The organism is Lysinibacillus louembei (assembly GCF_033880585.1).
Classification (GTDB): domain Bacteria; phylum Bacillota; class Bacilli; order Bacillales_A; family Planococcaceae; genus Metasolibacillus; species Metasolibacillus louembei.
In genome coordinates this window covers 800907-827136 of the sequence record NZ_CP137624.1, presented here as the reverse complement: position 1 = coordinate 827136, position 26230 = coordinate 800907, and the positions used below count along the sequence as shown (strand labels likewise).

The window sequence follows — 26230 nt, the reverse complement described above, 5'->3', positions numbered from 1 at the left end:
GGAGGCGCATTATGTTCGGTCAGTTTATTTTAAATTTATTTATCGCTACGCTATGGTTTTTACTGAAGGATGACCCTACAGCAGGCTTTCCTACGTTTGTAGCAGGCTTTCTAGTTGGTATCTTTATTTTATATGCAATGCATCGATTTTTCGGAACTCAATTTTATTTGCGTCGTGTCTTTAAGGTGTTCAAGTTGATTTCACTATTTATTCGTGAGCTGCTTTTATCCAGCTTTTCTGTTATTCATCAGGTGTTGACGCCAAAGTTAAAAATTACACCTGGCATTATTACATATCGTACAGAGCTTCGAGGAGATTGGGAGCTTACAGCATTAGCATTGCTACTGACACTAACACCAGGCTCTGTAGTCATGGAAGTTTCTGAGGAGGGCGATATGTTTTATATTCATGCAATGGATATCGAGGAATCCAAGGAAACATTGCTTCGTTCCATTGGTAAATTTGAGAAGGCAATTATGGAGGTGTCACGTTAATGATTGAGAAAATTTTACTTGCTTCACTCGTTTTATTTATGGTTGCAATCGCACTTCTCCTTTATCGTGTAATTGTAGGGCCTTCTAAGCCAGATCGTGCTATTGGGCTTGATACGATAGGCGTTAATCTGATTTCCTCGATTGCGATTGTTTCGATTTTATTAAAGACAAAGGCTTTTTTAGAGGCTATTTTAATTTTAGGGATTTTAGCATTTATTGGCACAATCGCCTTTTCGAAATATATTGAAAGGGGAGTTATCGTTGAACGTAAATCAAATCGTTGAGTGGATAGGAGTTCTATTAATTTTGTTTGGCTCTATCGTTAGTGTTGTTAGCGCCTTCGGTATGATTCGTTTACCCGATGTGTATACACGCTCCCATGCCGCAACGAAAAGTGCTACCCTATCCGTATTAGCCTGTCTTTTCGGAGCCTTTATTTATTTTTGGAGCCACGATGGCTACTTTAGTATTCGTTTAATTTTAGGTATCATTTTCGTATTTATTACAGCACCAGTTGCAGGACATCTCGTTTGTCGTGCAGCATATCGTTCACGTGTACCACTTGCTGAAGGGTCCGGTGAAGACTTATTGAAGCCTGTGCTATTTGGAGATGAAGCTACTGTGCCAGAGCATAGTGAGGAAATACCAGTTGAACGGGAGCTAAAAGAATAGTTATCCACAATTCGCGCCTACTTCTTTCGGGAAGTAGGTGTTTTTTTGTAGTATTTTGTCGTAAAATTTTAATTGTGGATAATTCAACTATTTCTTCTGTGAATAACCTTTTAATTTGAGGATAACTTTGTGGAAAAGAGGAGGAGAAAATTTGTTAAATCGCTTCACTGTGGATAACTTAGAGTTCGTCGAAATGAAATGGAAGGCTATTCTAGCTGGAGATGCAGGAGAAATGCGACTTCGGCGACTATTCGACAATTATTGCATAGCTAAAAATGTACTATTCGATATTTCTCTGCATGCAGTGGGTAAATTTCAAATAGATTGTCTCGTTGTGACAGAACGCTTTTTATTAGTGCTTGAAAGCAAAAACATTACAGGTGAATTATCCTTCGAAGAAAATCCTACACGTCTAGTAAGGGTGTGCGAAGGTATTGCCACTACCTTTGAAAGCCCTGAAGTACAGCTTGAACGCAATATGCATTTACTCCAGCAATGGCTCATACAACATGACATCAAAATACCTGTAATCGGTGCGATTGTCTGGACGACATCAAGCTATCCTTTAATTATAAAGTCCCCAAAACGTCAACCTCTATTATTTTTATCGATGATTCCTACATTTTATGCGCAACAACAGGCGCGTTTTCCTAAAACTTTAACGCAAGATGATTGTGATGGGCTTATAGCGTCGCTTCAAGCGGAAAATGAACGCTATAAATTTGTGCGTTACCCGTTATTTCCAAGATGGCAAGTGAAAGTGCATGCAATAAAGTCAGGCGTGCGCTGTGTTTGTGACTCTTTAGCAATGCAGTATAAAAGAACTGGCTGGCACTGCTCAAACTGTGGGCATCGTGATAAACAAGCACATATCGCAACATTGAAGGAGTGGTTCATATTTGTAAAAGAAACCATCTCCAATAGAGAAGCATGTGAGTTTCTTCAAGTGAAAGACCGACATAGAACAAAGCGTTTGCTACAATCAGCTGGACTAATTGAATCAGGAGGTGGTCGTAGCACGATTTATAAATGGCCTTGGTGACAAGAGTGATCGAATAAACAGGAAAAGTGATCAAATAGCAGTAAAAAGTGATCAAATAAGAGCTAGAAGTGATCAAATAGAAAAATTCTATAGCACGACTTGACAAAATTATGGAATTTATATATAGTGCATTACAACACTAATGTACCGACTTGGGGGTGCTATAATTTGAAATTGAATATGGATGGCACGACGCCCATTTATGTGCAGGTTGCGGAATGGCTGCAAAATGAGATATTAGCAGACCGCCTTATAGCTGACGGCAAGGTGTATTCACAATATCAGCTAGCGGAGCTATTTAATATTAATCCAGCAACTGCAGGAAAAGGGCTAACACTGTTGTTAGAGGAAGAAATTTTATATAAAAAAAGGGGGCTGGGTATGTTTGTGACGACACAGGCGAAAGAGATGATCTTGGAGAAACGGCGCAATGAGACATTGCAAAAGCTTGCGCAAGAGCTTGTGTTAGAGGCACGACGACTTGCAGTAGCAGATGAGGAGTTGTTAACACTCATTCACAAGATACAGAGAGGAGAATAACTTTGATTCAATGTAAAAATATCCTGAAAAAATATAGAGGCAAAGAAATATTAAAAGATGTTTCCTTCCAAATTGAGGAACATAAAATTGTTGGTCTAATTGGGCGAAATGGTGCGGGTAAATCCACGCTGCTAAATATTTTAGCGGGCCATAGTAGACCAACCGCAGGCCAAGTAAGTATTTATCAAGATAGTCCGCTGAGCTTAGCGGCAGCAACGAATACAATTTTTATTGAAGAAGGTATGACGTTTGCTGCAAATAGCAATATTGAGCAAATTTTTAAAACGGCGTCCCGCTTTTATCCGAATTGGCAACAGGAACTGGCAGAAAAGCTGTTGCACTATGTAGGAATTAGTGACAAAAGCTTTCCTAGTAGTTTATCAAAAGGGCAGCGCTCCTCTTTTCATTTAATTTATGGCTTGGCAGCGCGCTGTGCAATTACATTGTTAGATGAGCCAATGAATGGCATGGATGAGGCGATACGTTCAGATATGTATAGGGCAATTTTGAAAGAGTATATCGCATATCCGAGAACGATTATCATATCAAGTCATCATCTACAGGAAATTGAGCATTTAATTGAGGAGATTTTATTAATTCATTATGGACAGGTAGTAGTGCATCAAGCTGTTGAAGAAATGCAGCAATATGCAGTGCGCATAGTTGGGCAACCGGAGCAGCTTGCACCCTATCGTGCACACGCTTTATTTGAGGGAAATCGCGAGCTCATTATAGAAAAGAAATATTTTGAGGAATCATCGACGATTCAATGGGAGCATATTTCTGCGAGCGAGGCTTGTAAATATGTGACAGCTAACACAACAGGGGGGATTGATGATGTATTCGAATAATGTGTCGGTGATGAGAAATATTGTAGAGCAGGTAAAGTGGAAGCTGGATATTTATAGAGGTATGCTAATAAGCTTTATTGTTGTTCAACTATTTATTTCGATTATTGGCAGTCAAACAGGTATGAGTTCAAGAGGTTTCAACAATCTGGTGATTGAGCAGTATTTTTATAGCTTGGATGGCGTTTTAGCACTGTCGATAGTAACAGCATTTTCAACTTGTCTTGCCATGCCCTCTAAACGATTACAAATGGAGAATTTATCAATTCCTACAACGAGATTAACAGCAAATATTTCAACGATTTTATTTATTTGTGTCATGATGTTTATTGCGACACTGACAGCGATTGCATCGTATGCTAGTACACAATTTGTCCAAGTGCTTGTATATGATTTGGATGTTATAAGTGCAACGCTTCTTCCTAGTGGTACAACATTTTTTATGCTTTATTTGACATTGCTTTTTGCGGCAGCAATTGGCTATTTTATTGGTACCCTCTGGAGCATGTCTAGAGTGCTAACAGTTAGTATACTTGTGGTTGTTGGTCTTGCTATTTTTCTAATGGGAATACCTGTAAATGCATGGTTCTTTAGCAGTTCTATTAACCTGTATATGTTAAAAGCATTGCTCATTTCAATGATGCTGTATGCTGCTACATTGTTTATTAATAACAGGCAGGAGGTGCGTAGAGGATGATTACACTATTGCCAATCATAATACTTTTCATTGTTGCCTTTTTGATAGTGAGATTATTATTTCCTATACGCTTTAAAGCTTTGTCTGCAAGGCGATTTTATCAGCTAATAGCGGTGTATATTGCAGTAGGCTTCATGGCGATTTGTATTTTTCCTTATTTACCGAATGCCCAGCATATAGCACTGTCTGACCGAGAAGTAGAGGAAAAACTAGAAGAAAAACGATATATCCTAGAGCAGTTAAATGAAAAACGTGTAGAAGAGGCCACAGCTTATTTGCAGGAGCAGTGGACATTTACAGCAACGCAAAATGAGGTTGTTCTTGATAATAATAATGAGCAAGGCTTTTCAATGATGCGTCTTATTATAGAATGGAGAGATGATGCAGCATCTAATGAGATTTATGCAAGTTACTATCAACTGCCATATGCGTATGCAGGAATGGATATGACAAATTATTTCATCACGCCACAGCTTAGCTTTGCCAATGATGTATTATCAATTGTTGAAATAGAAAATAGAGTAACCTATAATCGTGTCATACCAGATTTATGGCTATTGCAGGAGCACTATGAAGACCATGGTTGGGAAGACAGCTCACAAATATTATATTTAAATGTGCCAAAACATATAAATATTGTTGATAAAAGTGGTATGATTTACAATATACATTAATAACGAATCGAGCGGTGTAGGTTGAAAAAGTTAGTAAAATTAATAATCTTCGTTGTGGCTCTTTATATTTTTTTACAGGTGAATAATAAATGGCTTGTTGTGACGGAGCATGTGTATGAATCAGAGCGTGTTCCAGCAAGCTTTGATGGCTATCGTATTACACAAGTCACTGATTTACATGATGCTATTTTCGGTGAAGGGCAGGAGCGATTGATTGAAAAAGTACGGGCTACCAATCCAGATGCTATTTTCATTACAGGAGATTTGATCGACAGCAATCGTTATGATTTAGATAACAGCTTAGATGCTGTAAAAGGCTTTGTCGAAATGGCAGATGTGTATTATGTGTTAGGTAATCATGAAGTAGCAACGAGAAAAATGACAGAGATTTATACAGCATTAACTGAGCTAGGTGTACATGTAATGCCAAACAGTGCAACGATGTTAGAGCAGGATGGAGAACAAATCATTATTGCGGGGATTGAAGACCCGTTAATGGGCTATACAACGCAGGAGATGCTAGATGAGGCTTTGAGAGATATGCCAGATGATACGCTGACATTGCTCTTATCACATCGTCCAGAGCGCTTTGACACATATGTGGATAATGCAATTGATATTGTTTTCACAGGACATGCACACGGTGGTCAAATACGCCTGCCATTTATCGGAGGGCTAGTGGCTCCAGGGCAAGGCTATTTCCCTAAATATACAGCAGGCACGTATAAAAGTGGAGAGACAACAATGGTTGTGAGTCGAGGGTTAGGCAATAGCATTGTGCCATATCGCATTTTTAATTTGCCAGAGATTGTGGTAGTAGAGCTAAAGAAGCAGTAGGGAAGTGCAATTCCTTACTGCTTTTCATTTTTGGGTGGCATAGAATATTTAGTATTTTTTGCTGAACCATGATTTCTCTCCCTATATTCAAATTTTCTGAAACTTCCGTAATTTCCATCCGTATATTAATTATACAATAAATTAGGAAGAGAGTGATTGCAATGTTGGATAGAGAGAAGAAAACGATTTATGCGGTGTTTGCAATAGCAATTGCGATAATTGCACCAATCATTGTGTTATTTACACCGTATATTATTGCGGTGACATTTTATGATTATGCAGATAAAATTGTTTTCGTACCACTACCATCAAGCTTAATTGTGTATACCTTTGCATTTGTAGCAGCTGTGGCAAGCTTGATTGGGATGTACTTTTTGAAAAAACGAATTTTTAAAATTGGCTTAGGGGTTTTTGCGATTATTGCATTTTTCTTTTTATTTATCGGTGGAACAAGACATTATGTTTATATTGATACAAGTGGCATTGAAAGCGCCCATTGGTTAAAGGGGAAAAAGCATTATGAGTGGGGAGACATTGTTCAGCTTGATTACACGAAAAAAACTATTAATCGAGTGCATGATGATGAAATGCGGTTTACATTTCATGATCAGTCTACAATAACGCTTCCAGTAGGGGGATTAGTGGACGAACCAATTGCTAATAAAATCGTAAAATACGTACGCAAATCTGGTGCACCTGTGAACGAGATTATTATTACTGAGTAATACAGCTTGACTAAATACCTGTAGGGGTATAATATAGTGTTATCAATCGATGTCTGGAGGTGCTGTATAGTGACATATGATAATAAAGTAATGAATCGTGTAAAACGCATGGAGGGACAATTACGCGGCATTTTGCGTATGATGGAAGAAGGTCAGGATTGCCGAGATGTCATTACCCAATTGTCGGCGGTGCGTTCAGGCGTAGATAGAGCTATCGGTGTAATTGTTAGCGAAAATCTTGTTGAATGTGTGCAGAAGGCTGGCGAGAATACCGAGGAAATCAATGCTTCAATTCAAGAGGCCGTTAGTTTATTAGTAAAAAGCCGTTAAATTAGTGCGGCTTTCTATTTTGTGAAAATAAATACCTATAGGGGTATATGGAGGCGGACAATGGAAAAGAAAAGAACGACGATTGTATTGTTTAGTGGAGATTATGACAAGGCGATGGCAGCATATATCATTGCTAATGGTGCAGCAGCTTATGACCATGACGTAACGATTTTTCATACGTTCTGGGGTATTAATGCATTGCGCAGGCAGCAGCCTGCCGAAGTGCAAAAGGGATTTTTAGAGAAAATGTTCGGGCGCATGATGCCACGCGGTGCGGAACAGCTTGGTTTGTCAAAAATGCAGATGCTTGGCATGGGGCCAAAAATGATTAAGCATGTCATGAAAAAGCATAATGCATTAACACTCACACAGCTTATTGAGATGGCACAGGAGCAAGATATTAAGCTCGTATCATGTACGATGACAATGGATTTATTGGGACTTCAAAAAGAGGAGCTTTTAGATGGTGTCCATTATGCGGGTGTAGCTGCCTATTTAGCAGATGCTGAGCAAGGGCATGTCAATCTATTTATATAGGATGGGGGGTATTTAAGTGACTGGTTTTATTATAGCTGCTGCTATCGTAGCTTTAATTGTATGGCGAATGATGCCAGCAAAAGGTGTAAAAACAATTTCTACTGAGGAGCTGGCAAGTATTATTAACGATCGTAACAAGTTATTTATTGATGTGCGTACACCTGCTGAATATAAAGGACGACATATTCCACAAGCTAAAAATATGCCACTTGGCACAGATTTTTCACACTTGCCAAAGAATCAAGAAATTTTCGTTATTTGCCAAAGTGGTATGCGCAGTGCACAAGCATGTAAGCAGTTAAAGAAATTAGGCTATAACAATATTACAAATATACGCGGTGGTATGAATGCATGGAGAGGATGATAAAAGTGAAGGAAATTTTAGTGGAACAAGTACAGCAACGTATACTGGTAGGTGAAACAGTGCATTTGCTTGATGTACGAGAAGTGGATGAAGTACAGCAAGGGCATATTCCAGGCATTCTTCATATCCCATTAGGGCTGCTGGAATTTCGCATGCATGAGCTAGATAAAAATACGCCATATATTATCGTCTGTCGCTCAGGTGCGCGCAGTGGTCGAGCAACAGCATTTTTACAGGAGCAAGGCTATGACGTTACTAATATGGTAGGAGGAATGCTAGCGTGGCAAGATGCTATGGAACAGGAGGAAGTACAATGACAATAAAGGCAGATAGACAAATTGATGCAAAAGGTTTAGCATGTCCAATGCCGATTGTGCGCACGAAAAAGGCGATGACAGATTTAATTGATGGGCAAGTTTTAGAGGTACAGGCAACAGATAAAGGCTCAACAGCAGATTTAGCAGCATGGGCACAGTCAGTCGGACATCAATATATTGGTACAACGGTACAGGGGGATGTTCTTTATCATTATGTACGCAAATGCTCAAATGAGGGTATTGTGGAAACACCTTTTCCACAAACTGTGTCAAATGAGCAATTGCTTAGCTTAACAGACGGTATCATTTTAGATGTACGCGAGGCAGTGGAATATGCATTTGGACATATTGCAGGTGCAAAATCAATTCCGTTAGGTGAGCTAGATGCCCGTATGCATGAGCTAGCAAAGGAGCAGCCGATTTATGTTATTTGTCGCACAGCTAAGCGCAGCGATTTAGCAGCGAAAAAATTAGCGAGCGCAGGCTTCGACAATGTTTATAATGTGGTGCCAGGAATGGTTGAATGGCAAGGTGCATTAGAAAAAATTTTTTAAATAAAATAATACCTATGGGGGTAATTGGAGATGGCAAAAGCATGGACAGCGGCTCAAGTAGCACGCAAAGTAATCGATAATGAGCAATTATTTATTTTGGATGTACGTAACAAAGAGGCGTTTGAGGATTGGAAAATTGAAGGTAAGCAATTCGAATATTTAAATATCCCGTATTTCGAGCTGTTGGATGGTGTGGAGGAAATATTGCCGCAAATTCCAACAGATCGTGAGCTGCTAGTAGTATGTGCCAAAGAGGGCTCATCAGTAATGATTGCTCAAATGCTAGAGGCAGAAGGACGCGAAGCCGCTTATTTAGCAGGTGGTATGAAATCTTGGAGCACATATATTGAACCAATCAAAATAGATGATTTAACAGATGGGGGAGAGCTGTATCAATTTGTACGCTTAGGTAAAGGCTGCTTATCCTATATGGTTATGGCAAATGGGGAGGCAGCTGTGATTGATGCGGTGCGCTTTACAGATGTATTTATCGATTTTGCTAAAGAGAAAAACGTCACAATTACACATGTTTTCGATACGCATTTACATGCTGATCATATTTCAGGTGGACGCAAAATTGCTGAAATAACAGGTGCTACGTATTATTTACCACCAAAGGATGCAGAGGAAGTCGTGTTTGATTTTCATGATGTATTAGATGGGCTAAAGGTACAAATCGGCTCGGTAAATATCGAGGCATTGTACTCCCCAGGGCATACAATCGGCTCAACGTCATTTGTTATTGATAGTCGCTATTTATTAACGGGGGATATTTTATTTATTGACTCCATTGGTCGTCCTGATTTAGCAGGATTAGCAGAGGATTGGGTAGATGACTTGCGTACAACATTGTATGACCGTTATCGAGAACTAATTGATGAGCTGATTGTCTTGCCAGCACATTTTATGATTGTGGAGGAGCTGAATGCAGACGGCTCAGTAGCGAAGCGTTTAGGAGATTTATTTGCAGAAAATCATGGATTGAATATTGAAGATGCAGAGGAATTCCGCAAAACGGTAACGGATCATTTACCACCGCAGCCAAATGCCTATAAGCAAATTCGTTATGTCAATATGGGAAAATTAAAACCGAACTACGATGAGCAGACAGAAATGGAAATTGGACCGAATCGCTGTGCAGTGAGATAAATTTTTAGTTTAAAGTAGCGATTCGCCCAATAAAACAGAGGAGGAAATGATGATGGAAAAAACAATGATTTTAGATGCAAAGGGCTTAGCGTGTCCGATGCCAATTGTACGTACAAAGAAAGCGATGGATGCATTAACAACAGGCGATATTTTAGAGGTGCATGTAACGGATAAGGGGGCATTAGCAGATATTCCTGCATGGGCAAGTGCAGGAGGGCATGAAATTATTGAGCAAACAGAGCAAGCTGATGCGCTAATATTCCGTATAAAAAAGGCGTAGGAGAACTTTTATGTTTATCATCGTATTGTTTGCGATTGGTTTTATCGGCTCATTTATTTCAGGCATGCTTGGCGTTGGCGGTTCCATTATTAAATACCCAATGCTTCTATATATCCCGCCATTATTTGGTGTGGCAACCTTTACCGCACATGAAGTGTCTGGTATTAGCGCAGTGCAAGTACTTTTTGCCTCTATTGCAGGCGTATGGGCATACCGTAAAGGTGGGTATTTAAATAAATCGCTAATCGCAACGATGGGAAGTGCGATTTTGGTGGGAAGTTTTGTTGGGAGCTTCGGTTCAACTAGTTTATCAGAAGCAAGTGTGAATATCGTTTATGGGGTGTTGGCAACCATTGCAGCGATCATGATGTTTGTACCGAAGAAGCAGCTAGATGACCAACCGTTAGCACAAGTAACCTATCATAAGCCACTTGCTGCAGTGCTTGCGTTTATTGTCGGGGTAGGCTCAGGCATTGTTGGGGCGGCAGGAGGATTTCTACTTGTTCCAATTTTGCTTGTGGTCTTAAAAATACCAACACGAATGACGATTGCTACAAGTCTTGCAATTACCTTTATTTCATCTATTGGAGGTAGCGTTGGCAAGCTTGTAACAGGACAGGTCGATTATGCAGCAGCGGCTATTATGATTGTTGCTAGCATCATTGCGGCTCCTTTAGGGGCAAAGGTTGGTAAAACATTAAACACAAAAGCTTTGCAAATCATTTTAGCCTTGTTGATTTTAGCAACAGCGATTAAAATCTGGCTTGATATGTAATAATAGCAATCCCTCTTTCGATGCAGCATAATGTATCGAAAGGGGGATTTTTACATGCGATTACCAATTATTGATTTACATTGTGACGTACTCTATAAATATGAGAAAAAGGAATATGATTTTTCCACTGCTCCATTTGATGTGAATTTGCAACATTTAAGACAGGGTAATGTGAAGGTGCAAGCATTTGCTATCTTTATTCAGCCAACTACACCGAAATCGGAAAAAATAAAATCTGCGCTGCGTCAAATCTATTATTTTCAAACACATGTTATACGACCAGAAAATAAAGTAGTACATATTAAAAATTGGTCAGATATTGAACGCTTACAGAGCGATGAAATTGGTGCATTTTTGACGATTGAAGGTGTTGATTTCTTCGAGGGAGATATCAAAATGTGGCATTTATTCCGTGAGCTCGGTGTGTTAAGCATCGGTTTAACATGGAATAATGCGAATGAGGCTGCGGACGGCGCAGATGAAGATTTAGGACGCGGGGTAACAGCGTTTGGACAGGAAATTATTCAACAAAATAATACACATAAAATATTCACAGATGTTTCTCATTTAAGTGAAAAAAGCTTTTGGGATACATTGGAGCTTGCAGATTATGTAATTGCCTCACATTCCAATGCGAAGGCATTATGCGCGCATCGCAGAAATTTAAGCGATGAACAAATAAAGGCAATGGTGGCGAAAAATGCACCAATTCATCTTGTGTATTATCCGCTATTTATTGAAGCGCAAGGCAATGCGACAATTGCTGATTTAATCAAGCATGTTGACCATATTTGTGCACTTGGTGGTAAACATTTAATTGGCTTGGGCTCTGATTTTGATGGGATAGATATAAAGGTGCCGCAGCTGGAAAATGCGAGCCAGCATCCTAATTTATTAAATGAACTATTGAAATATTATACAGAAGACGAGGTACGTGGCTTTGCAGGGCAAAATTTTTTGCGGCATTTGCCAAAATAGCCACATTTGTTAAGGTCGTGCTATCTTTGCGCACGGCCTTTTTATAGGACAACAGCACCCACAACTTCAAATTTTGGTATACCATCAATGATAAGATATTTCACATCTATTTCTTTTCCAGGCTGGAATGATGGCACATGAACAATATGGATGTAGGTTTCGACAGCTGTTTGAAGCGTTTCGCCATTTGGCATGGTAACCGCCAAATCAAGAATGACCTTTGGGTGCTGGCCACCTAAGGAGGCATTTGTTGCTTGAATTGCATTAATGATTGCTTTTGCAGACTGTCCTTCCGCTAAAATGTTTTTTCGCATTTTATTACTTTGTCGATGGGTTTTGATTTTTTTACTCACGAACATAATATTTATGATTGCAGTGACAACAGATATTGCAACAATGGCAATAATAATATACATCATTTTGCACACCTCACTGTTCAATGTTATTTACAATAGTATACTACAATGGCGGAAAATTCTGATATTTTTATTGGCAAATCAGGAATATTGAGCTATGGAAATCATTCGAAATACCTAGCAATTATGTATGTAAAAAGGCTGTCGCAAAGTGAAATCATATACTTTGTGACAGCTGTTTTTATGCTGGGAATGGAGTATCTGTTGGCTGTGCATAGCCTTCCTTATACAATTCATCAATCGTTTGGCGGATTTCCTTCAAATCTGCACCTTCTTTGTACATTTTCGCTGATTGTAAGGCAATCTCTAGGCAGGCAAGACAGCGTGTGCCATGATCATCCCAAACAACAGCACCATCTTCCTTCACTTCCTTTATAAAGCAATTTAAATTGCTCCGATGTCCTGCTGATTCACCACAGCCGCAATAGCAAGGGATCCATTCTAATAAATCTGTTGCTTGCCCTGCAATTTGATATGTTAAACGAATATTTTCAGGCTGTTCATTTAAAAAAGCTGGTAGTATTTCAGCACTTGCTGTTTCCTCTTGAATATCACCATTTACATGCTCATGTCCATCGTGGGATTCTTCCTTTGAGCTACATGCAGCTAATAGTAAAACGATAGCTATCAAACTAAATCTTAGCTTTTTCATAAAATATCCGCCTCCTTATTTTAATAAAATTATAGCATAGGGGGGTATAGTACAAATTGAAGAATTTATGACAAAATCGCATGAAATCCAGTATTAAAGGATTTCATGCGATTTTTTTTAATGTAATTTTACTCGTTGTAAGCGCAAGGCGTTCAATACAACGGAAACGGAGCTAAATGCCATTGCAGCACCAGCAACCCAAGGTGCTAGCAAGCCGATTGCGGCAATTGGAATACCTAATGTGTTGTAGGCAAATGCCCAAAACAGATTTTGTTTAATGTTGCGCATCGTTTTGCGACTCATTAAAATGGCGTCAGCAATGCCGTTTAAATCGCCACGTATTAATGTAATATCTGCTGCCTCCATCGCAATATCTGTACCTGTTCCGATTGCCATACCGATATCTGCTGTAACGAGGGCAGGGGCGTCATTAATACCATCGCCAACCATCGCAACTTTTTTACCCATTGCTTGTAGCTTTTTCACTTCTTCTGCTTTACCTTCTGGAAGTACCTCTGCAATCACTTGATTAACGCCGACCTCTGCACCAATTGCTTGGGCTGTGCGCTCGTTATCGCCTGTCATCATAATGACTTCGATACCCATAGCCTGTAGGCGTTCAACTGCATCCTTCGATGTTTCCTTCACGGTATCAGCAACAGCAACAAGGCCAGCATATTGCCCATTAATTGCTATAAGCATCGCCGTTTTTCCGTTTTTCTCTAGTGCCTCCATTGTCGATAAAACATTGTGAATGTCGATACCGTACTGTGCCATTAATTTACGCGTACCGACAATAACAGCTTGCCCTGAAACAGTTGCCTGTACGCCATAGCCAGGAATTGCTTCGAAATATTGTACATCGCCTAATGAGATGTTACGCTCTTCAATTCCTTGCACAATCGCTTGTGCTAATGGATGCTCAGATTGCTTTTCTGCTGCACCGACTAATGATAAAACAGTCGTTTCATCTATAGCATCAGCTAACAATACATCTGTTAAAACAGGTTTACCGTATGTGACAGTGCCTGTTTTATCAACAACTACTGTATCAATATGACCAGTTTGCTCTAAATGCTCGCCGCCTTTAAATAAAATGCCAAATTCAGCAGCGCGCCCTGAGCCAGCCATAATAGATGTTGGTGTTGCAAGACCTAGCGCACAAGGGCAGGCGATGACAAGAATCGTAATGAAAACTTCAAGTGCTGGTGTGAATTCGCCAGGCGTGATGAGCGTAATCCAAACGATAAATGCTAACACAGCGATACCGACAACAATAGGTACGAAAACACCTGAAATTTTATCAGCAAGTCGTTGGATTGGCGCTTTAGAGCCTTGTGCATCTTCAACCACTTTAATAATTTGTGCAAGTGCTGTGTCACGTCCAACCTTCGTTGCTTTCATACGGATAAAGCCATTGTTATTGACTGTTGCACCGAATAATAAATCGCCAACTTTTTTATCAACAGGTAAGCTTTCGCCTGTTAACATGGATTCATCTACTGCTGTGCTGCCTTCTACTACTTCGCCATCGACAGGGATCTTTTCACCTGGTTTGACTAAAAGTATATCGCCAATGACTACTTCCTCTAACGGAATTTCCTTTTCAATACCATCACGCACGACTAAAGCCGTTTTTGCTTGTAATCCCATTAATTTTTTAATCGCCTCAGACGAGCGACCTTTTGCTTTTGCCTCGAATAATTTTCCTAATAAAATGAGTGTAATTAAAACAGCGCTTGTTTCAAAGTAAAGCTGCGCATGATGTGAGTTGCCGTGTGCAATTGCTTGATAGACACTATAAAAATAGGCGGCAGATGTGCCCATTGCTACAAGGACATCCATATTTGCACTACCGTTGCGCAATGCTTTATAAGCACTTACGTAAAATTGCCAGCCGATAATAAATTGAACGGGTGTTGCGAGCGCCATTTGCACCCAAGGATTCATTAAGAAGTCGGGTACATATAAAAATGATGTAAAAGAGAAATGCCCAACCATCGTCCAAAGTAATGGCAGTGCGAAGATTGCGGCTGCGATAAATTTACGTGTTTGCTTTTGGATAGCCTGCTGACGGTGATCATTTGTTTCCTGTGCCATAGGCTGTGCGGCACCATAGCCAAGCTTTTCAACACGAGCAATCATATCAGTAACGGAAATTTCACTAGGATTAAACTCGATTGTTGCTCTTTCTAAAGCTAAGTTGACGTTCGCTGTTGTCACACCTTGCAATTTATTTAAGCCTTTCTCAATACGTGTCGCACAGGCGGCACAAGTCATGCCTGTAATGTTAAGCTCAGCTTTTTCCTTTACTGTACCATAGCCTAAAGCTTCAATTTTCTTTTCTAAATCTGCAGTGCTAATTTTCTCTGCATCATATTTAATGGCAGATTTTTCAAGAGTTAAATTGACGGTTGCTTCCTCTACACCATCCATTTTATTTAAGCCTTTTTCAATGCGTGTTGCACAGGCAGCACAGGTCATACCTGTAATTTGTAAGGTTGTTTCTTTTGTTGCCATTTTGCTCACCTCTTATACTGTATGGGGGTATATATTTTTGTAAAGAAGAGAGTGCTTTTCAGAAGCACCCTACTTAATGTTACTCGACATCATAGCCTTGATCGTCGATTGTTTCTTTAATTTGCTCAACTGTTACTTGCGCTTCATCAAAAGCGACTGCAACTGTTGCAGCTTCTAAGTTTACTGTTACTTGCTCAACACCTACAAGCTCGCCAACGCTTCCTTCTACCGCCTTCACACAATGACCACATGACATACCTTGTACATTTAATGTTACATTTTGCATAAATTATTCGCTCCTTATTTTTTCATTAATTTATGGATTGTGACAACTAATTCATCTATTACTGCATCATCGCCCTCTGATAAACGGTCTACGACACAGCCCTTTAAATGTCCTTCAAGTAAAATTTTAGCGACACTGTTGAGGGCAGATTGTGTTGCTGCTAGCTGTGTAATGACATCATCGCAATATACATCCTTCTCAATCATGCCTTTTATGCCACGTATTTGACCTTCAATGCGATTCAAACGTGTTGATAAATCCTTTTTTACTGACTCAGGGTGATGGCTTTTTCGACAAGCGATCGTTTCATCAACAGTATGCTCCATTATGCTCGCCTCCAATCGTTACATTCAATTTATCATACCTGTGAGGGGTATGTCAACAAGGAAGATTTCTCGTACAAAGTAAATGCCCATTATTAAGTAAAACCTGCCAATTTCTCAGCAGGTTTGTACAGTTTTAATAAGAGTCTAAAATGTTTTCCATCGTTTCTTCATCTAAAGCACCGATGTATTTTTCAACAATATTCCCTTCCTCATCGAGGAAGTATGTGGTCGGAATCGTAATGACCTCATATTGCTGACCAACCTCACCATCTATATCAAGCAAAACAGGGAAGGTAATTCCATAGCCATCAACAAAATTTTCAACATCGCTCATCGAATCAGAGGCTGTTAAATTAACAGCAAGTAATTGTACATCGCTATTTTCGTTTTCCTCATAGAAGTTTTGTAAGTGTGGAACCTCTGCCTTGCAAGGTGGACACCATGTCGCCCAGAAATTTAACACGACCTTTTGCCCTCTATAGTCTGATAAAGAGGCCGTCTTACCATCCAGCATTTCCAATGTGAAATCAGCTGCTTGCTCCGCATTTTCACGCTTTTCCTTTTTGTTCATTGCGTTGGCAATGCTAAAAACGATGACAACAACGGCAGCGGCAATAATAGCAATTGATAATATTTTTTTAGCCATTTTTTTTCTCCTTTATAATCAAAGTTATGAAAATCAGCATACTAAATGTAAAAAGCTTCGTTAATGTTAACGTATGCTGCAACGACAAAGTTAGTAGTTCCATTGCGAAAAATAGTAAAATCCATTGCCAATTGAGCCTTTTACGTAGCAATAAAATAAGGCAGCAGATTGCTCCTTGGATGGCAGCGAATAAAGAATCAATATGCAATAAATTGGAAATCACTTCAAATATATAGATGAACAGCAATGCCGTAATGCTAGCCTGTGCTTTGAGTGAAGGGTATTTTTTCTGTGCAAATAAAGCAATATAAAGCATAACGCTAATTAGCCCAAGCCAATGTCCTAATTTGCCACCATTAAAGTAGAGCAAGCCCCACATGCTTTCCCAATGGAAAATATAGCTTAGTTTCCAAACTATAATATAAATAAAAATGGCATTACTAAACCAATCATCAAGTTGAATGGATAGCAATAGAGCTGTTATTAACAAAGCAATCCAAAGTGTAGGAATCGAAATGCCAAACAATTGAAGATAGGTCATTGTTTTAAGGCATTTACCATATGTGCTAGCAACTCTGCTCCTGCTAGCGTTTGCTCACCGCCGCCTTGAGCAAGTGCATCGTTACCGCCACCTTTACCATTTAAAATAGGTAAAACGGAATTCGCTACATTTTTCATGCTAACTGTCACGTTTTGTCCGCGTGCTGCCACGAATTGCAGCTTATTAGCATTATTTGCAGTAAGTAGGGCAATTGCTGTAGTGTCCTGCTCTGTAATAAAGCGTGTCAGCTTTTGCAATGTTTGAATTGGCCGATTTTCAAAATGTGCCGTTATAATATGTTGCTGTGCATTTGCCAACAATTCCTGTGCCTCATATTGTAGCAATGTTTCTTGTGCCTCAGCTAAGGTTTTATCAGTAGCTTTTGCTGTCTCCATTACTTTTTGTAATGCTGTTGCTGCTTGCTCCTCTGGCACGCTTAGCTGTCTTGCTACATCCGTCAGCACTGTTTTACGCATTGCTAATTCATGTAATACACGCTGTCCGCAGACGAAATGAACACGAATTTGCTTTTTCATTTTCTCTGTTGTCATAATTTTTAGTAGGCTAACTTGTCCTGTTGATGTTGGATGTGTGCCGCCACAGCCGTTGTAATCATAGTCAGGAATAATAACGAGACGAATATCCTCATCAACTGCTACCTCTTTGCGCAAATTATAAGCAGCAAGCTCATCCTTCGTTACCCATTTCGTTTCAATTGGGCGATTTTCTAAAATAATTTCATTAGCACGTGCTTCAGCTTGTTGCAGCTGTTCCTCTGTGATTGTCGCTGTATCCAAATCAATTGACACAAAACCTGTGCCTAAATGGAAGCTTGTTGTAGCAAAGCCGAATAATTCGACAAAAGCCGCTGTTAAAATATGCTGTCCCGTATGCTGCTGCATATGATCAAAACGACGCTGCCAATTGAGTTTGCCTGTTACTTCATCTAAAGTGAGCTTTCCGTTAATATAGTGACGAATTTCTCCATCAACTTTTTCTACGTCAACTACCTCCACATCATTGAGCCAGCCTGTATCGTGCGGTTGTCCACCACCTGTTGGGTAAAATGCTGTATTTGAAAGCACCACATAGTTACGCCCGTCATTGCCACTATGTAAAATTTGTGCCGAAAATTGTTGTATTGTGGAATCGACATAATAAAGTAAATTTTCCATCTTTTCATCTCCTTTGCTTTCTATTTTGGCATATGACAAGGAGGCTGTCATCTAGTTGACGCATAGTAATTTTACGTTATCATTAAGAAAGACACATATCTTTCGCAAAGGGAGCGAGCAACTTGAATATTACACAATTTTCAATTGAAGAAATTAAAGACCCAACAAATATTATCGAAGGCAAGCGCTATGAATTTTTATTAGATGTAGAAATTGACGAGGAGGATGAGCTATATTCGGAAGCAGGCATCGAGGTGCGCGTATTAATTGGTTATCATAATGATGAGGTACGCGTGCTGAATTACTTCATTATTGATAAGGCGGAAAATGAATACTTAGATTTTGCTTTAGAGGATGAAGAGGAAGCGATGATTGTAGCGTTTTGCAAGGAGCAATTGACAACAGAAGAGTAAAAATAAGGCAGGGGGCATAATTTTCCTCTGCCTTATTTTTATTTAAGGTTGTCGTAAGGTTAGCATTAAGCATATGTAAGATACAGCATTTATAGTAGGTGTAACAATATATGAAAAGGGAGTTGCTGATAGATGAGTTCATCTGTTACACCGAAAGAAAGAATTCAATCCCTCGATATTATTCGAGGTTTTGCTTTGTTTGGTATTTTATTTATTAATATTGCAGGCTACCAAGTATTAGTTGAAGGTGGGCCGGTGCCTGATTTTACAGGTATCAATAAAACGATTGATTCAATCATAAATGTTTTTATAGAAAAAAAATTCTTTTCAATTTTCTCGTTTTTATTTGGGGTAGGCTTTTATATTTTTGCATCACGTGCTGAGGCCCGTGGAGATAAGCCAAGATGGCGTTTTGCTAGACGTTTATTGGCACTGTTTTTAATTGGCGCTGTGCATGTTGTTATTTTCTGGGGCTCAATTTTAGTCTTTTATGCAGTGATAGGCTTTTTATTGCTGCCATTTTATAAAGCAAGCTTGAAGACGATTCGCAATTGGTTAATAGGAATTATCGCTGTTCACTTGGTCGCAACGGCATTACCGCTGTTTGTTCCTGCAACTGATTCATTTGTTACAAGCCTTTTTAGCAATGATTCAATGCTTGTATTTATTATGTTTTTATCTGGCTTTTATGTGTCCAAGGCAGGGTGGATTCAAAGTGTAAAAGAAGTAAAGCAATTAAAAACGTTATTTATTGTGCTGTTACCATTTGCAGTAGGGAGTATGCTATGGATTTGGTTTGCATCAATGGGCAATAACAAACAATTAATGGACATCATAACGCTAGGTACATTACCCATTACGTATTGCTATTTAATTTTGGCATTTTGGATTTTCTCTCACCCAACAGCAATCAAGCTATTTCAGCCTGTTGCAAAGGTTGGGCGCATGGCATTAACAAACTATATTGCACAAAGCTTTATTGCTTTAGCAATTATGTCGGTAATGGGAATTGAAGTAGTGAATTCAAAGGATGTCGTAGTGATTGCGCCAATGGTCTTTGCTATTCAGATTGTATTTAGCGTAATTTATTTTAAGTTCTTTAATATTGGGCCGTTGGAGAAATTGTGGCGTTGGATGACAGGGAAACCAAAACAAAAAGTGCCAGGCACACAAACAATTTAGGCACAATTTCATCGCAATTCATGTATCATGAAATAAAGGGAGTGATTGCGATGAAGTATGTCATTATTGGTGGAGATGCTGCTGGTATGAGTGCGGCAATGGAAATTTTACGCAATGTAGAGGAGGCAGAAATTACAGCACTTGAACGTGGGGAGATTTACTCATATGGGCAATGTGGGCTACCGTATGTAATTGATGGGCGCATTTCCTCTCCGGAAAATTTAATTGCACGTTCTGCGCTAGAGTTTCGCAAAAGAGGTATTGATGCACGTATTCGACATGAGGTGCAGGAGATTGACTTTGAGGCACAGGTTGTGAAAGGGCAATATCAAGATGAGCCCTTTACTGTGCCATATGATAAATTATTAATCGCTACAGGTGCCAGTCCGACGATGCCTGATTGGGATGGCACACATTTGGAAAATATCCATACGGTAAAAACGATTCCACAAATGCATGAATTGCTAGAAAGCCTGCAAAATGTACATCATGTTACGGTATTAGGGGCAGGCTATATTGCGCTTGAAGTGGTAGAGGCGATGAGAGAACGCAATTTGGCAGTGCGTCTAATTCATCGTGGTAAACAGCTTATGTCACTGCTTGATGAACAGCTAGCTGAGCATGTGTTAGCTGAGGCACAGAAGCAAGGTGTGGAAGTGTTATTGAATGAACAGGTGACAGGTTTTACAGGAATAAAGCAGGTGGAGGCTGTTGTAACGGAGCAAGGTAGCTATCCAACAGACCTTGTCATTGTCGCAACAGGAATTAAACCAAATACGGCTTTTGCAGACCAGCTAAAACAATGGGATAATGGTGCCATTATTGTCGATGAGCATATGCAAACATCGCTACCAAATGTTTATGCAGCAGGGGATTGCGTAGCGCATTTCCATTATGTAAAAGGCGAATATGACTATGTTGCGCTAGGCACAACTGCGAATAAACAAGGACGTGTAGCAGGGCTTAATATGGCTGGCAAGGCAACAAGCTTTAAAGGAGTGGCAGGCACTGCGATTTTGAAGTTTTTCGACATAGGGATTGGCATGACGGGTGTTACATCAAAGGATGCAGACAAGCTTGGGCTTGCGTACGATGTTTATACACATAAAGCGAATCATATTGCAGGCTATTATCCTGATGCACAGCCGATTTATTTGCGCATGGTTGTACAAAAAGATACGCAAAAATTACTTGGCTTACAGGCGGTTGGCGCAGGTGTTGATAAGCGCATCGATGTTTTTGCGACGGCACTAGCGGCAGAGATGACCTTGCCCGATTTATTAGATATTGATTTATCCTATTCGCCACCGTTTAATGGTGTATGGGATCCATTGCTTCAGATTGCCAAGCGTTATAGTTAGAGGTTTAGTGAAAAAGCTGTTTTGATGTTTACATTTTTTATGAAGGAGACCCCATAAATGTTAGATGTGTGTCTAATGTTTATGGGGAAGTTTAGATTTTATCGAAAAAATTTATAAATTAAATACGCTATTGCAAAAGTAAAGCTAGATACGAAAGTAACTTTTAATATTTTCACTATATATTCTAGGCAGCTTATTTTTGTAGTAAGAAGTGTGCCATCACTTAAATATTCTTCATGGTTGAAAGATACAAAAAGAATACCTAAACCAGTTCCTATGATCATACCAATTATAAGTATATAGAAAACATTTTTAATGAATGTTTCCTCCGTATTAGATGAAGTCATAATTATTATCTCCTTTATTTAAAAAATAACAATGAAACAAAGACCTTTTGTTTCTAAAGGTCTTTGCTTATTAGTAATTCCTGTACTTATTTGTAATTTTGGGCCCAATTTATATACTTTGTAGTTGCATCAGTTGGTTCTCTATAAGAACCTGACTGATAGACTGTATGACCAGAGATTTTGTTTATTTTGGCCACTTCCCAATTTCCATAGTCAACGTATTTTGTATGATAATAAATTCTAGTAGTGTAACCTTGAGGTGGTCCGTTTAAAGTCCTTTGTTTATTATACGTATAGCTTACACTTGCATTCATTGCTGCTCCTAATTTAGCACCTGCTTCAGAGTCAAACTCACCATTTAAGGAAAAGCTGTTAGTGTAAGTTCTTGATTCACTTAAAACCACTGTTTCCCCATAAGCTACAGATTCAACTTGTATTGCAGGCATAGGTGTATTATAAATCGTATCTTGTTTCTTTGTAAGTTGGTAATTATGCAACAATGAATAGGGAGCTAATTCATTTATTCCAACAGAATTAGTAAAGTCTTGATTTAATATATTAGGAGTTAGACTATTACTCTCTTCATCACCAATTTCATAAATAGTAATATCTCCATCACCATTTGACTCATTTAATATATCTTTAATAATGTTATCTGTAATTTTGCTATAAACATCTGAATCAGCAAAATTTAAATTTATTATTTCCCCATTATATTCTACAATCGCTTCGTTAAAATCCTTTTTTAATATAGAAACATTCTCACTTTCAGCACTTGTAAAAGGTACATTAGATAATAACAGAGAACCACATAGTAGTGACGTTACGCCCAGTTTTTTCAACATTATTTAACACCTCTATAAATTTATTTATATAACATGTCAATCTATTTAACTATAGCTATAGTGATTATCTACTCGAGTTAATCCAAGTCTAGCACTGGATAGTCCGACATTACAACCGACAAGTTGGAGTCGGTATCCGACAAAATCATGTCGGTATAACATAATTTTTTAAATAATTATATTTTCATTAATTATAGTAAACTCTGTGGAAATAAAATTATTTTACATTCTTTACTTAATGTAAAGTCAATGAAAAAGATATGTTTTTGATTATAAGAGGTTATTTAGTATCAAAAAGTATTGATATCGTATGAATCTTGGGAATCGGAAAAAGCTATCTTGCTTTAACGAGAGAGCTAATAAAAATAGATGTAGAGAACATGTCGTTTTCTACATCTATTTTTATTGGGGCTTTCGAATAACCCTGTTTTTCTGTTTCTATCAATGTGAGGTGTTTTCTCATGTCCAAATGGTTGATTGTCATTGTATTTATAAATAGCGAGGCGTGCTATTTTGCGGAATGTAAATACAATGCGGATGATTGGAACAGGTATAGCATAGCGCATTTTTATGCAAAATAGTGGTTTTTCATCAAACCTTAAATGAAATGTAACGTTTCTGTAGTATTGTTACAAAAATTAAGGTTGCTGTAAGCTTCGCACAATTTTCATGTAAGACATGACTGTTAAAGTAAAAGTATCAAAACGGAGGTGCGAAGGATGAAACCAGTTTTACAAGTTGACAATATTACAAAGGCATATGGTAAAGGGAACAATTTATATAAAGCATTAAACGGGGTAAGCTTTGAGGTGCATCACGGTGAATTTGTTGGTGTGATGGGCCCTTCAGGTGCAGGAAAGTCGACATTACTTAATGTAATCGCAACGATTGATAGTGTAACGACAGGCTCGGTTGTTATTGATGATGCGAATATTGCAACGATGAAAGATGAACAGCTCGCAGACTTTAGACGCGATCATTTAGGTTTTATTTTTCAAGATTATAATTTGCTTGATTCGTTAACAGTGCGTGAAAATATTGTACTACCACTGGCAATTGCCAAAAGACCTGCGGCAGAAATTAATGAGCGAGTTCAAAAAATCGCAAAGCTTTTTAGTATAGAAGATTTGCTTAATAAATATCCGTACCAAATTTCAGGAGGACAAAAGCAGCGCACAGCTTCATCAAGAGCGCTTGTTACAGAGCCAAAGCTATTGTTTGCAGATGAGCCAACAGGGGCATTGGATTCGAAGTCAGCGACGGATTTATTAGAAAGCTTGAGTGATTTGAACGCCAAGCAGCAATCAACAATTTTAATGGTAACACATGATGCCTATGCGGCGAGCTTCTGTCAGCGCATTTTATTTATTCAGGATGGACAGTTATCGAAGGAAATTTTCCGAGGCGAACAGACGCGTAAGCAATTTTTCCAAATGATTTTACAGGAGCTTACGGTGATGGGCGGTGACGTAAATGACGTTATTTGATTTAGCATTGAAAAATATGCGTCGTAATATGAAGAACTATGCGCTGTATTTCGGTGCTGTGCTGTTTAGCATCGTCATTTATTTCACGTTCGTGACATTGAAATATAGCGATGATATTAGCGCATTAGCAGATTCTTCAATGAAGGTGCAGGGCATTATGAGTGCTTCCTCTGTCGTGCTATTAATTTTCGTAGCACTGTTTATTATTTATGCCAATTCATTTTTTATTAAAAAGCGTAAAAAGGAAGTCGGGCTGTATTCGCTTCTAGGTGTACGTAAAAAGCAAATTGGCTTTTTATTATTTTTCGAAAATATCGTGCTTGGTATTTTATCACTTGTTATCGGAATTGTGCTTGGCTTTCTATTATCAAAGGGCTTGTTGACAATATTGGTACGTTTGATGGGGCTTGATGCAGTAGCGAGCTTCACACTATCAGGTGCAGCCGTGCTCAATACGACAATTGTTTTTATGGTTGTCTTCTTATTTACATCATTGCAAGGCTACCGTGTAATTTATCAATTTAAACTGATTGAATTGTTCCATGCGGAGAAAAAAGGGGAAAACTTACCTAGAGCGAAATGGGCGGCAACAGTTGCAGGGATTGTCTTCCTAGTATTCGGTTACTGGTTAGCACTTCAAGATTTAATGACATCAAAAATGTGGGCGATGCTCGGTATATCAACACCAATTATTATTGTTTTATCAACTGTTACAGGTACTTATTTATTATTTCATAGCGCCTTAGTATTTGTACTAACAAAGCTAAAAAACAATGAGCGCTGGGCATGGCGTGGGCTCAATTTATTAAGCGTTTCACAAATTTTATACCGCATTCGTGCCAATTCAAAAACATTGACAACAATCGCTGTGTTAAGTGCGACGACAATTACTGCTGGTGGGGCAGTATATGGGATGTATTATAATGCAGGAACACAAACGCATCATTATTTGCCAAACACATTTATGTGGAAAGGTGAGGTAGCTGACATTCCATCACAGGATATTTTGTACAATGAAACGATTTATGCAAAGCAAACGGAGCTAAACAGTGATGAGCGCATTTACAATTACACATTTATTGATAATGACACGTATAACATGCTTGCAAAGTTACAACAACGTGAGCAGTTAGCTGTGCAAAGCGGTGAGGCAATAATGCTAGATCCCTATTATGATGAACGCTTTTCAACGGATTACACTGGACAACAATTCACTGTTGGAGGCGTAACGATAAAGGTGAAAGATTTTCGAGTAGAAAGCGTTTTGAATGCCAATGTCATTGCGCAAGTCGTCGTTGTTTCAACAGAAGATTATCAGGCATTAGACATTGAAGCAAATGCTTACCAGGTAGTTGCGATGGACAATGAAAAAAAGCAAATTGCAGCCTCTAACAAGCTACAACAGCAGCTAGGGGATGAGACGTATTTATCAAGCTTTCCAGCAACCTATAAAGCATCAATTGAAAGCTTAGGCTCGTTATTATTTGTTGGTAGCTTTTTAGGCTTAGTTTTCTTAGTAGCAACGGGTAGTATTATTTACTTCAAAATTATGACGGAAGCTGAAGAGGACCGTGGCAAATATGAAATTTTGCATAAAATTGGTGTAGGTCATAAAGAAATGAAAAAAACGGTACGTGTACAAATTGGCTTTATTTTTACAGCACCGTTAATCATGGGCATTATGCATAGTGCCTTTGCACTTAGTGCGTTTTCGGGCTTGATGAGTGCAAACATTACAGTGCCTGTCATCATATGGATGGCGGTTTATGTAGGGATTTATTCAGTGATTGGGTGCCTGGCACACACACAATTCTCACACAATTTACAATGGGGGCATAGAAAATGAAAAAAGTATTTATTGGACTAACAGCGCTAGTTGTTTTAGTTATTGCGGCACTTGTTATTGTAGCAACAGTCGATTTTAATCGTTTAGGAAAAGACTCTGTATATGTACAAATTACAGAGGATGGGGAGATAGAAAAATTCACGACATCAAATGGTGAAGTAATGGCGATGTATTGGTATAAGCAGCCTGCTTATAAGGAAAATGGTGAGGCAGTTGATGTACAGTTTTCGGCAGGTAAAAATTTGCGCCATGATGCGTATTTGAAGCTTTATGTGAAGAAAGGTAATGAAGTGACATCATACGATGAAGTGTCGTATGAGGAATTGCCTGACAAGGTGAAGGAGCAGTTAGTAGCTCAAAACTAATGCTTCTCC

General features: G+C 38.9%; 35 protein-coding genes. 25 read left to right on the top strand and 10 right to left on the bottom strand.

Features of this window, described 5'->3' with window-relative positions:
* Positions 1-11 precede the first annotated feature (11 nt).
* From R6U77_RS03980 to R6U77_RS03890, 19 genes are all read left to right on the top strand, one after another.
* On the top strand, positions 12-494 hold the full coding sequence (locus R6U77_RS03980) for a Na+/H+ antiporter subunit E (protein WP_293928947.1): 483 nt from the start codon (positions 12-14) through the stop codon (positions 492-494).
* On the top strand, positions 494-778 hold the full coding sequence (locus R6U77_RS03975) for a Na(+)/H(+) antiporter subunit F1 (RefSeq protein WP_293928949.1): 285 nt from the start codon (positions 494-496) through the stop codon (positions 776-778). The genes R6U77_RS03980 and R6U77_RS03975 overlap by 1 nt, the downstream gene beginning before the upstream one ends.
* A complete protein-coding gene (locus R6U77_RS03970) occupies positions 756-1166 on the top strand; it encodes a Na+/H+ antiporter subunit G (protein WP_319837540.1) in 411 nt (136 codons plus the stop codon). The genes R6U77_RS03975 and R6U77_RS03970 overlap by 23 nt, the downstream gene beginning before the upstream one ends.
* A 151-nt stretch (positions 1167-1317) precedes the next feature.
* The gene (locus R6U77_RS03965) at positions 1318-2208 is read left to right on the top strand and encodes a nuclease-related domain-containing protein (protein ID WP_319837539.1); all 891 of its coding nucleotides are present in this window, start codon (positions 1318-1320) and stop codon (positions 2206-2208) included.
* 168 nt (positions 2209-2376) lie between these two features.
* Complete coding sequence (locus tag R6U77_RS03960; RefSeq protein WP_319837538.1) at positions 2377-2748, top strand: GntR family transcriptional regulator; 372 nt, start codon at positions 2377-2379, stop codon at positions 2746-2748.
* Between the two features lie 2 nt (positions 2749-2750).
* Complete coding sequence (locus R6U77_RS03955) at positions 2751-3599, top strand: ABC transporter ATP-binding protein (protein WP_319837537.1); 849 nt, start codon at positions 2751-2753, stop codon at positions 3597-3599.
* The gene (locus tag R6U77_RS03950) at positions 3586-4293 is read left to right on the top strand and encodes a hypothetical protein (protein ID WP_319837536.1); all 708 of its coding nucleotides are present in this window, start codon (positions 3586-3588) and stop codon (positions 4291-4293) included. The genes R6U77_RS03955 and R6U77_RS03950 overlap by 14 nt, the downstream gene beginning before the upstream one ends.
* Positions 4290-4967 carry a hypothetical protein gene (locus R6U77_RS03945; protein WP_319837535.1) on the top strand — a complete coding sequence of 226 codons (678 nt, stop codon included), beginning with the start codon at positions 4290-4292 and terminating at the stop codon, positions 4965-4967. The genes R6U77_RS03950 and R6U77_RS03945 overlap by 4 nt, the downstream gene beginning before the upstream one ends.
* A gap of 21 nt (positions 4968-4988) precedes the next feature.
* The gene (locus R6U77_RS03940) at positions 4989-5804 is read left to right on the top strand and encodes a metallophosphoesterase (protein WP_319837534.1); all 816 of its coding nucleotides are present in this window, start codon (positions 4989-4991) and stop codon (positions 5802-5804) included.
* 161 nt (positions 5805-5965) lie between these two features.
* Positions 5966-6529 carry a hypothetical protein gene (locus R6U77_RS03935; RefSeq protein WP_293928963.1) on the top strand — a complete coding sequence of 188 codons (564 nt, stop codon included), beginning with the start codon at positions 5966-5968 and terminating at the stop codon, positions 6527-6529.
* 69 nt (positions 6530-6598) lie between these two features.
* Positions 6599-6859: a metal-sensitive transcriptional regulator gene (locus R6U77_RS03930; RefSeq protein WP_293928965.1), complete on the top strand. Its 261-nt coding sequence runs from the start codon at positions 6599-6601 to the stop codon at positions 6857-6859.
* A 60-nt stretch (positions 6860-6919) separates the two neighbouring features.
* On the top strand, positions 6920-7396 hold the full coding sequence (locus R6U77_RS03925) for a DsrE/DsrF/DrsH-like family protein (RefSeq protein ID WP_293928967.1): 477 nt from the start codon (positions 6920-6922) through the stop codon (positions 7394-7396).
* Between the two features lie 70 nt (positions 7397-7466).
* Positions 7467-7760 (top strand): rhodanese-like domain-containing protein, encoded by a 294-nt coding sequence (locus R6U77_RS03920; RefSeq protein ID WP_406601094.1) that lies wholly within the window; start codon positions 7467-7469, stop codon positions 7758-7760.
* A 5-nt stretch (positions 7761-7765) separates the two neighbouring features.
* Positions 7766-8077, top strand: a complete 312-nt coding sequence (locus tag R6U77_RS03915; protein ID WP_293928998.1) for a rhodanese-like domain-containing protein — start codon at positions 7766-7768, stop codon at positions 8075-8077.
* Positions 8074-8631 (top strand): sulfurtransferase TusA family protein, encoded by a 558-nt coding sequence (locus tag R6U77_RS03910; protein ID WP_319837533.1) that lies wholly within the window; start codon positions 8074-8076, stop codon positions 8629-8631. The genes R6U77_RS03915 and R6U77_RS03910 overlap by 4 nt, the downstream gene beginning before the upstream one ends.
* 30 nt (positions 8632-8661) lie before the next feature.
* Positions 8662-9780, top strand: coding sequence for an MBL fold metallo-hydrolase (locus R6U77_RS03905; protein ID WP_319837532.1), 1119 nt, complete (start codon positions 8662-8664; stop codon positions 9778-9780).
* Positions 9781-9829: 49 nt separating this feature from the next.
* The gene (locus tag R6U77_RS03900) at positions 9830-10060 is read left to right on the top strand and encodes a sulfurtransferase TusA family protein (protein WP_406601076.1); all 231 of its coding nucleotides are present in this window, start codon (positions 9830-9832) and stop codon (positions 10058-10060) included.
* A 10-nt stretch (positions 10061-10070) separates the two neighbouring features.
* Entirely contained in the window at positions 10071-10835 is a 765-nt protein-coding gene (locus R6U77_RS03895) for a sulfite exporter TauE/SafE family protein (protein WP_293928976.1), read from the top strand.
* A gap of 54 nt (positions 10836-10889) precedes the next feature.
* A complete protein-coding gene (locus R6U77_RS03890) occupies positions 10890-11813 on the top strand; it encodes a dipeptidase (protein WP_319837530.1) in 924 nt (307 codons plus the stop codon).
* Positions 11814-11854: 41 nt separating this feature from the next.
* On the opposite strand, the gene R6U77_RS03885 is transcribed toward R6U77_RS03890, so the two are convergent.
* From R6U77_RS03885 to R6U77_RS03850, 8 genes are all read right to left on the bottom strand, one after another.
* Positions 11855-12229, bottom strand: a complete 375-nt coding sequence (locus R6U77_RS03885) for a hypothetical protein (protein WP_319837529.1) — start codon at positions 12227-12229, stop codon at positions 11855-11857.
* 181 nt (positions 12230-12410) lie between these two features.
* Positions 12411-12881 (bottom strand): PCYCGC motif-containing (lipo)protein, encoded by a 471-nt coding sequence (locus tag R6U77_RS03880; protein WP_319837528.1) that lies wholly within the window; start codon positions 12879-12881, stop codon positions 12411-12413.
* A 117-nt stretch (positions 12882-12998) separates the two neighbouring features.
* Positions 12999-15401 (bottom strand): heavy metal translocating P-type ATPase, encoded by a 2403-nt coding sequence (locus tag R6U77_RS03875; protein ID WP_319837527.1) that lies wholly within the window; start codon positions 15399-15401, stop codon positions 12999-13001.
* 79 nt (positions 15402-15480) lie between these two features.
* Positions 15481-15687: a copper chaperone CopZ gene (copZ, locus tag R6U77_RS03870; RefSeq protein ID WP_319837526.1), complete on the bottom strand. Its 207-nt coding sequence runs from the start codon at positions 15685-15687 to the stop codon at positions 15481-15483.
* A gap of 14 nt (positions 15688-15701) precedes the next feature.
* Complete coding sequence (locus R6U77_RS03865) at positions 15702-16013, bottom strand: metal-sensitive transcriptional regulator (RefSeq protein ID WP_293928986.1); 312 nt, start codon at positions 16011-16013, stop codon at positions 15702-15704.
* Positions 16014-16146: 133 nt separating this feature from the next.
* Positions 16147-16659, bottom strand: a complete 513-nt coding sequence (locus R6U77_RS03860) for a TlpA disulfide reductase family protein (protein ID WP_319837525.1) — start codon at positions 16657-16659, stop codon at positions 16147-16149.
* On the bottom strand, positions 16652-17200 hold the full coding sequence (locus R6U77_RS03855) for a hypothetical protein (protein WP_319837524.1): 549 nt from the start codon (positions 17198-17200) through the stop codon (positions 16652-16654). Before R6U77_RS03855 ends, R6U77_RS03860 begins: the two co-directional genes overlap by 8 nt.
* Positions 17197-18375 carry an alanyl-tRNA editing protein gene (locus tag R6U77_RS03850; RefSeq protein WP_319837523.1) on the bottom strand — a complete coding sequence of 393 codons (1179 nt, stop codon included), beginning with the start codon at positions 18373-18375 and terminating at the stop codon, positions 17197-17199. The genes R6U77_RS03855 and R6U77_RS03850 overlap by 4 nt, the downstream gene beginning before the upstream one ends.
* A gap of 122 nt (positions 18376-18497) precedes the next feature.
* On the opposite strand from R6U77_RS03850, the gene R6U77_RS03845 reads away from it, so the two are divergent.
* From R6U77_RS03845 to R6U77_RS03835, 3 genes are all read left to right on the top strand, one after another.
* Positions 18498-18788, top strand: coding sequence for a DUF6509 family protein (locus tag R6U77_RS03845; protein ID WP_293928992.1), 291 nt, complete (start codon positions 18498-18500; stop codon positions 18786-18788).
* Between the two features lie 132 nt (positions 18789-18920).
* On the top strand, positions 18921-19970 hold the full coding sequence (locus R6U77_RS03840) for a DUF418 domain-containing protein (protein ID WP_319837522.1): 1050 nt from the start codon (positions 18921-18923) through the stop codon (positions 19968-19970).
* 50 nt (positions 19971-20020) lie between these two features.
* A complete protein-coding gene (locus R6U77_RS03835) occupies positions 20021-21331 on the top strand; it encodes an FAD-dependent oxidoreductase (protein WP_319837521.1) in 1311 nt (436 codons plus the stop codon).
* A 98-nt stretch (positions 21332-21429) separates the two neighbouring features.
* On the opposite strand, the gene R6U77_RS03830 is transcribed toward R6U77_RS03835, so the two are convergent.
* Both R6U77_RS03830 and R6U77_RS03825 read right to left on the bottom strand, forming a co-directional pair.
* Positions 21430-21678, bottom strand: a complete 249-nt coding sequence (locus tag R6U77_RS03830; protein WP_319837520.1) for a hypothetical protein — start codon at positions 21676-21678, stop codon at positions 21430-21432.
* A gap of 86 nt (positions 21679-21764) precedes the next feature.
* Positions 21765-22523 (bottom strand): hypothetical protein, encoded by a 759-nt coding sequence (locus R6U77_RS03825; RefSeq protein WP_319837519.1) that lies wholly within the window; start codon positions 22521-22523, stop codon positions 21765-21767.
* Between the two features lie 719 nt (positions 22524-23242).
* On the opposite strand from R6U77_RS03825, the gene R6U77_RS03820 reads away from it, so the two are divergent.
* From R6U77_RS03820 to R6U77_RS03810, 3 genes are read left to right on the top strand one after another with little or no spacing between them, the layout of a single operon-like run.
* Positions 23243-24010: an ABC transporter ATP-binding protein gene (locus R6U77_RS03820; protein ID WP_319837518.1), complete on the top strand. Its 768-nt coding sequence runs from the start codon at positions 23243-23245 to the stop codon at positions 24008-24010.
* Complete coding sequence (locus R6U77_RS03815; protein ID WP_319837517.1) at positions 23997-25856, top strand: ABC transporter permease; 1860 nt, start codon at positions 23997-23999, stop codon at positions 25854-25856. The genes R6U77_RS03820 and R6U77_RS03815 overlap by 14 nt, the downstream gene beginning before the upstream one ends.
* A complete protein-coding gene (locus R6U77_RS03810; protein WP_319837516.1) occupies positions 25853-26221 on the top strand; it encodes a YxeA family protein in 369 nt (122 codons plus the stop codon). Before R6U77_RS03815 ends, R6U77_RS03810 begins: the two co-directional genes overlap by 4 nt.
* Positions 26222-26230 lie beyond the last annotated feature (9 nt).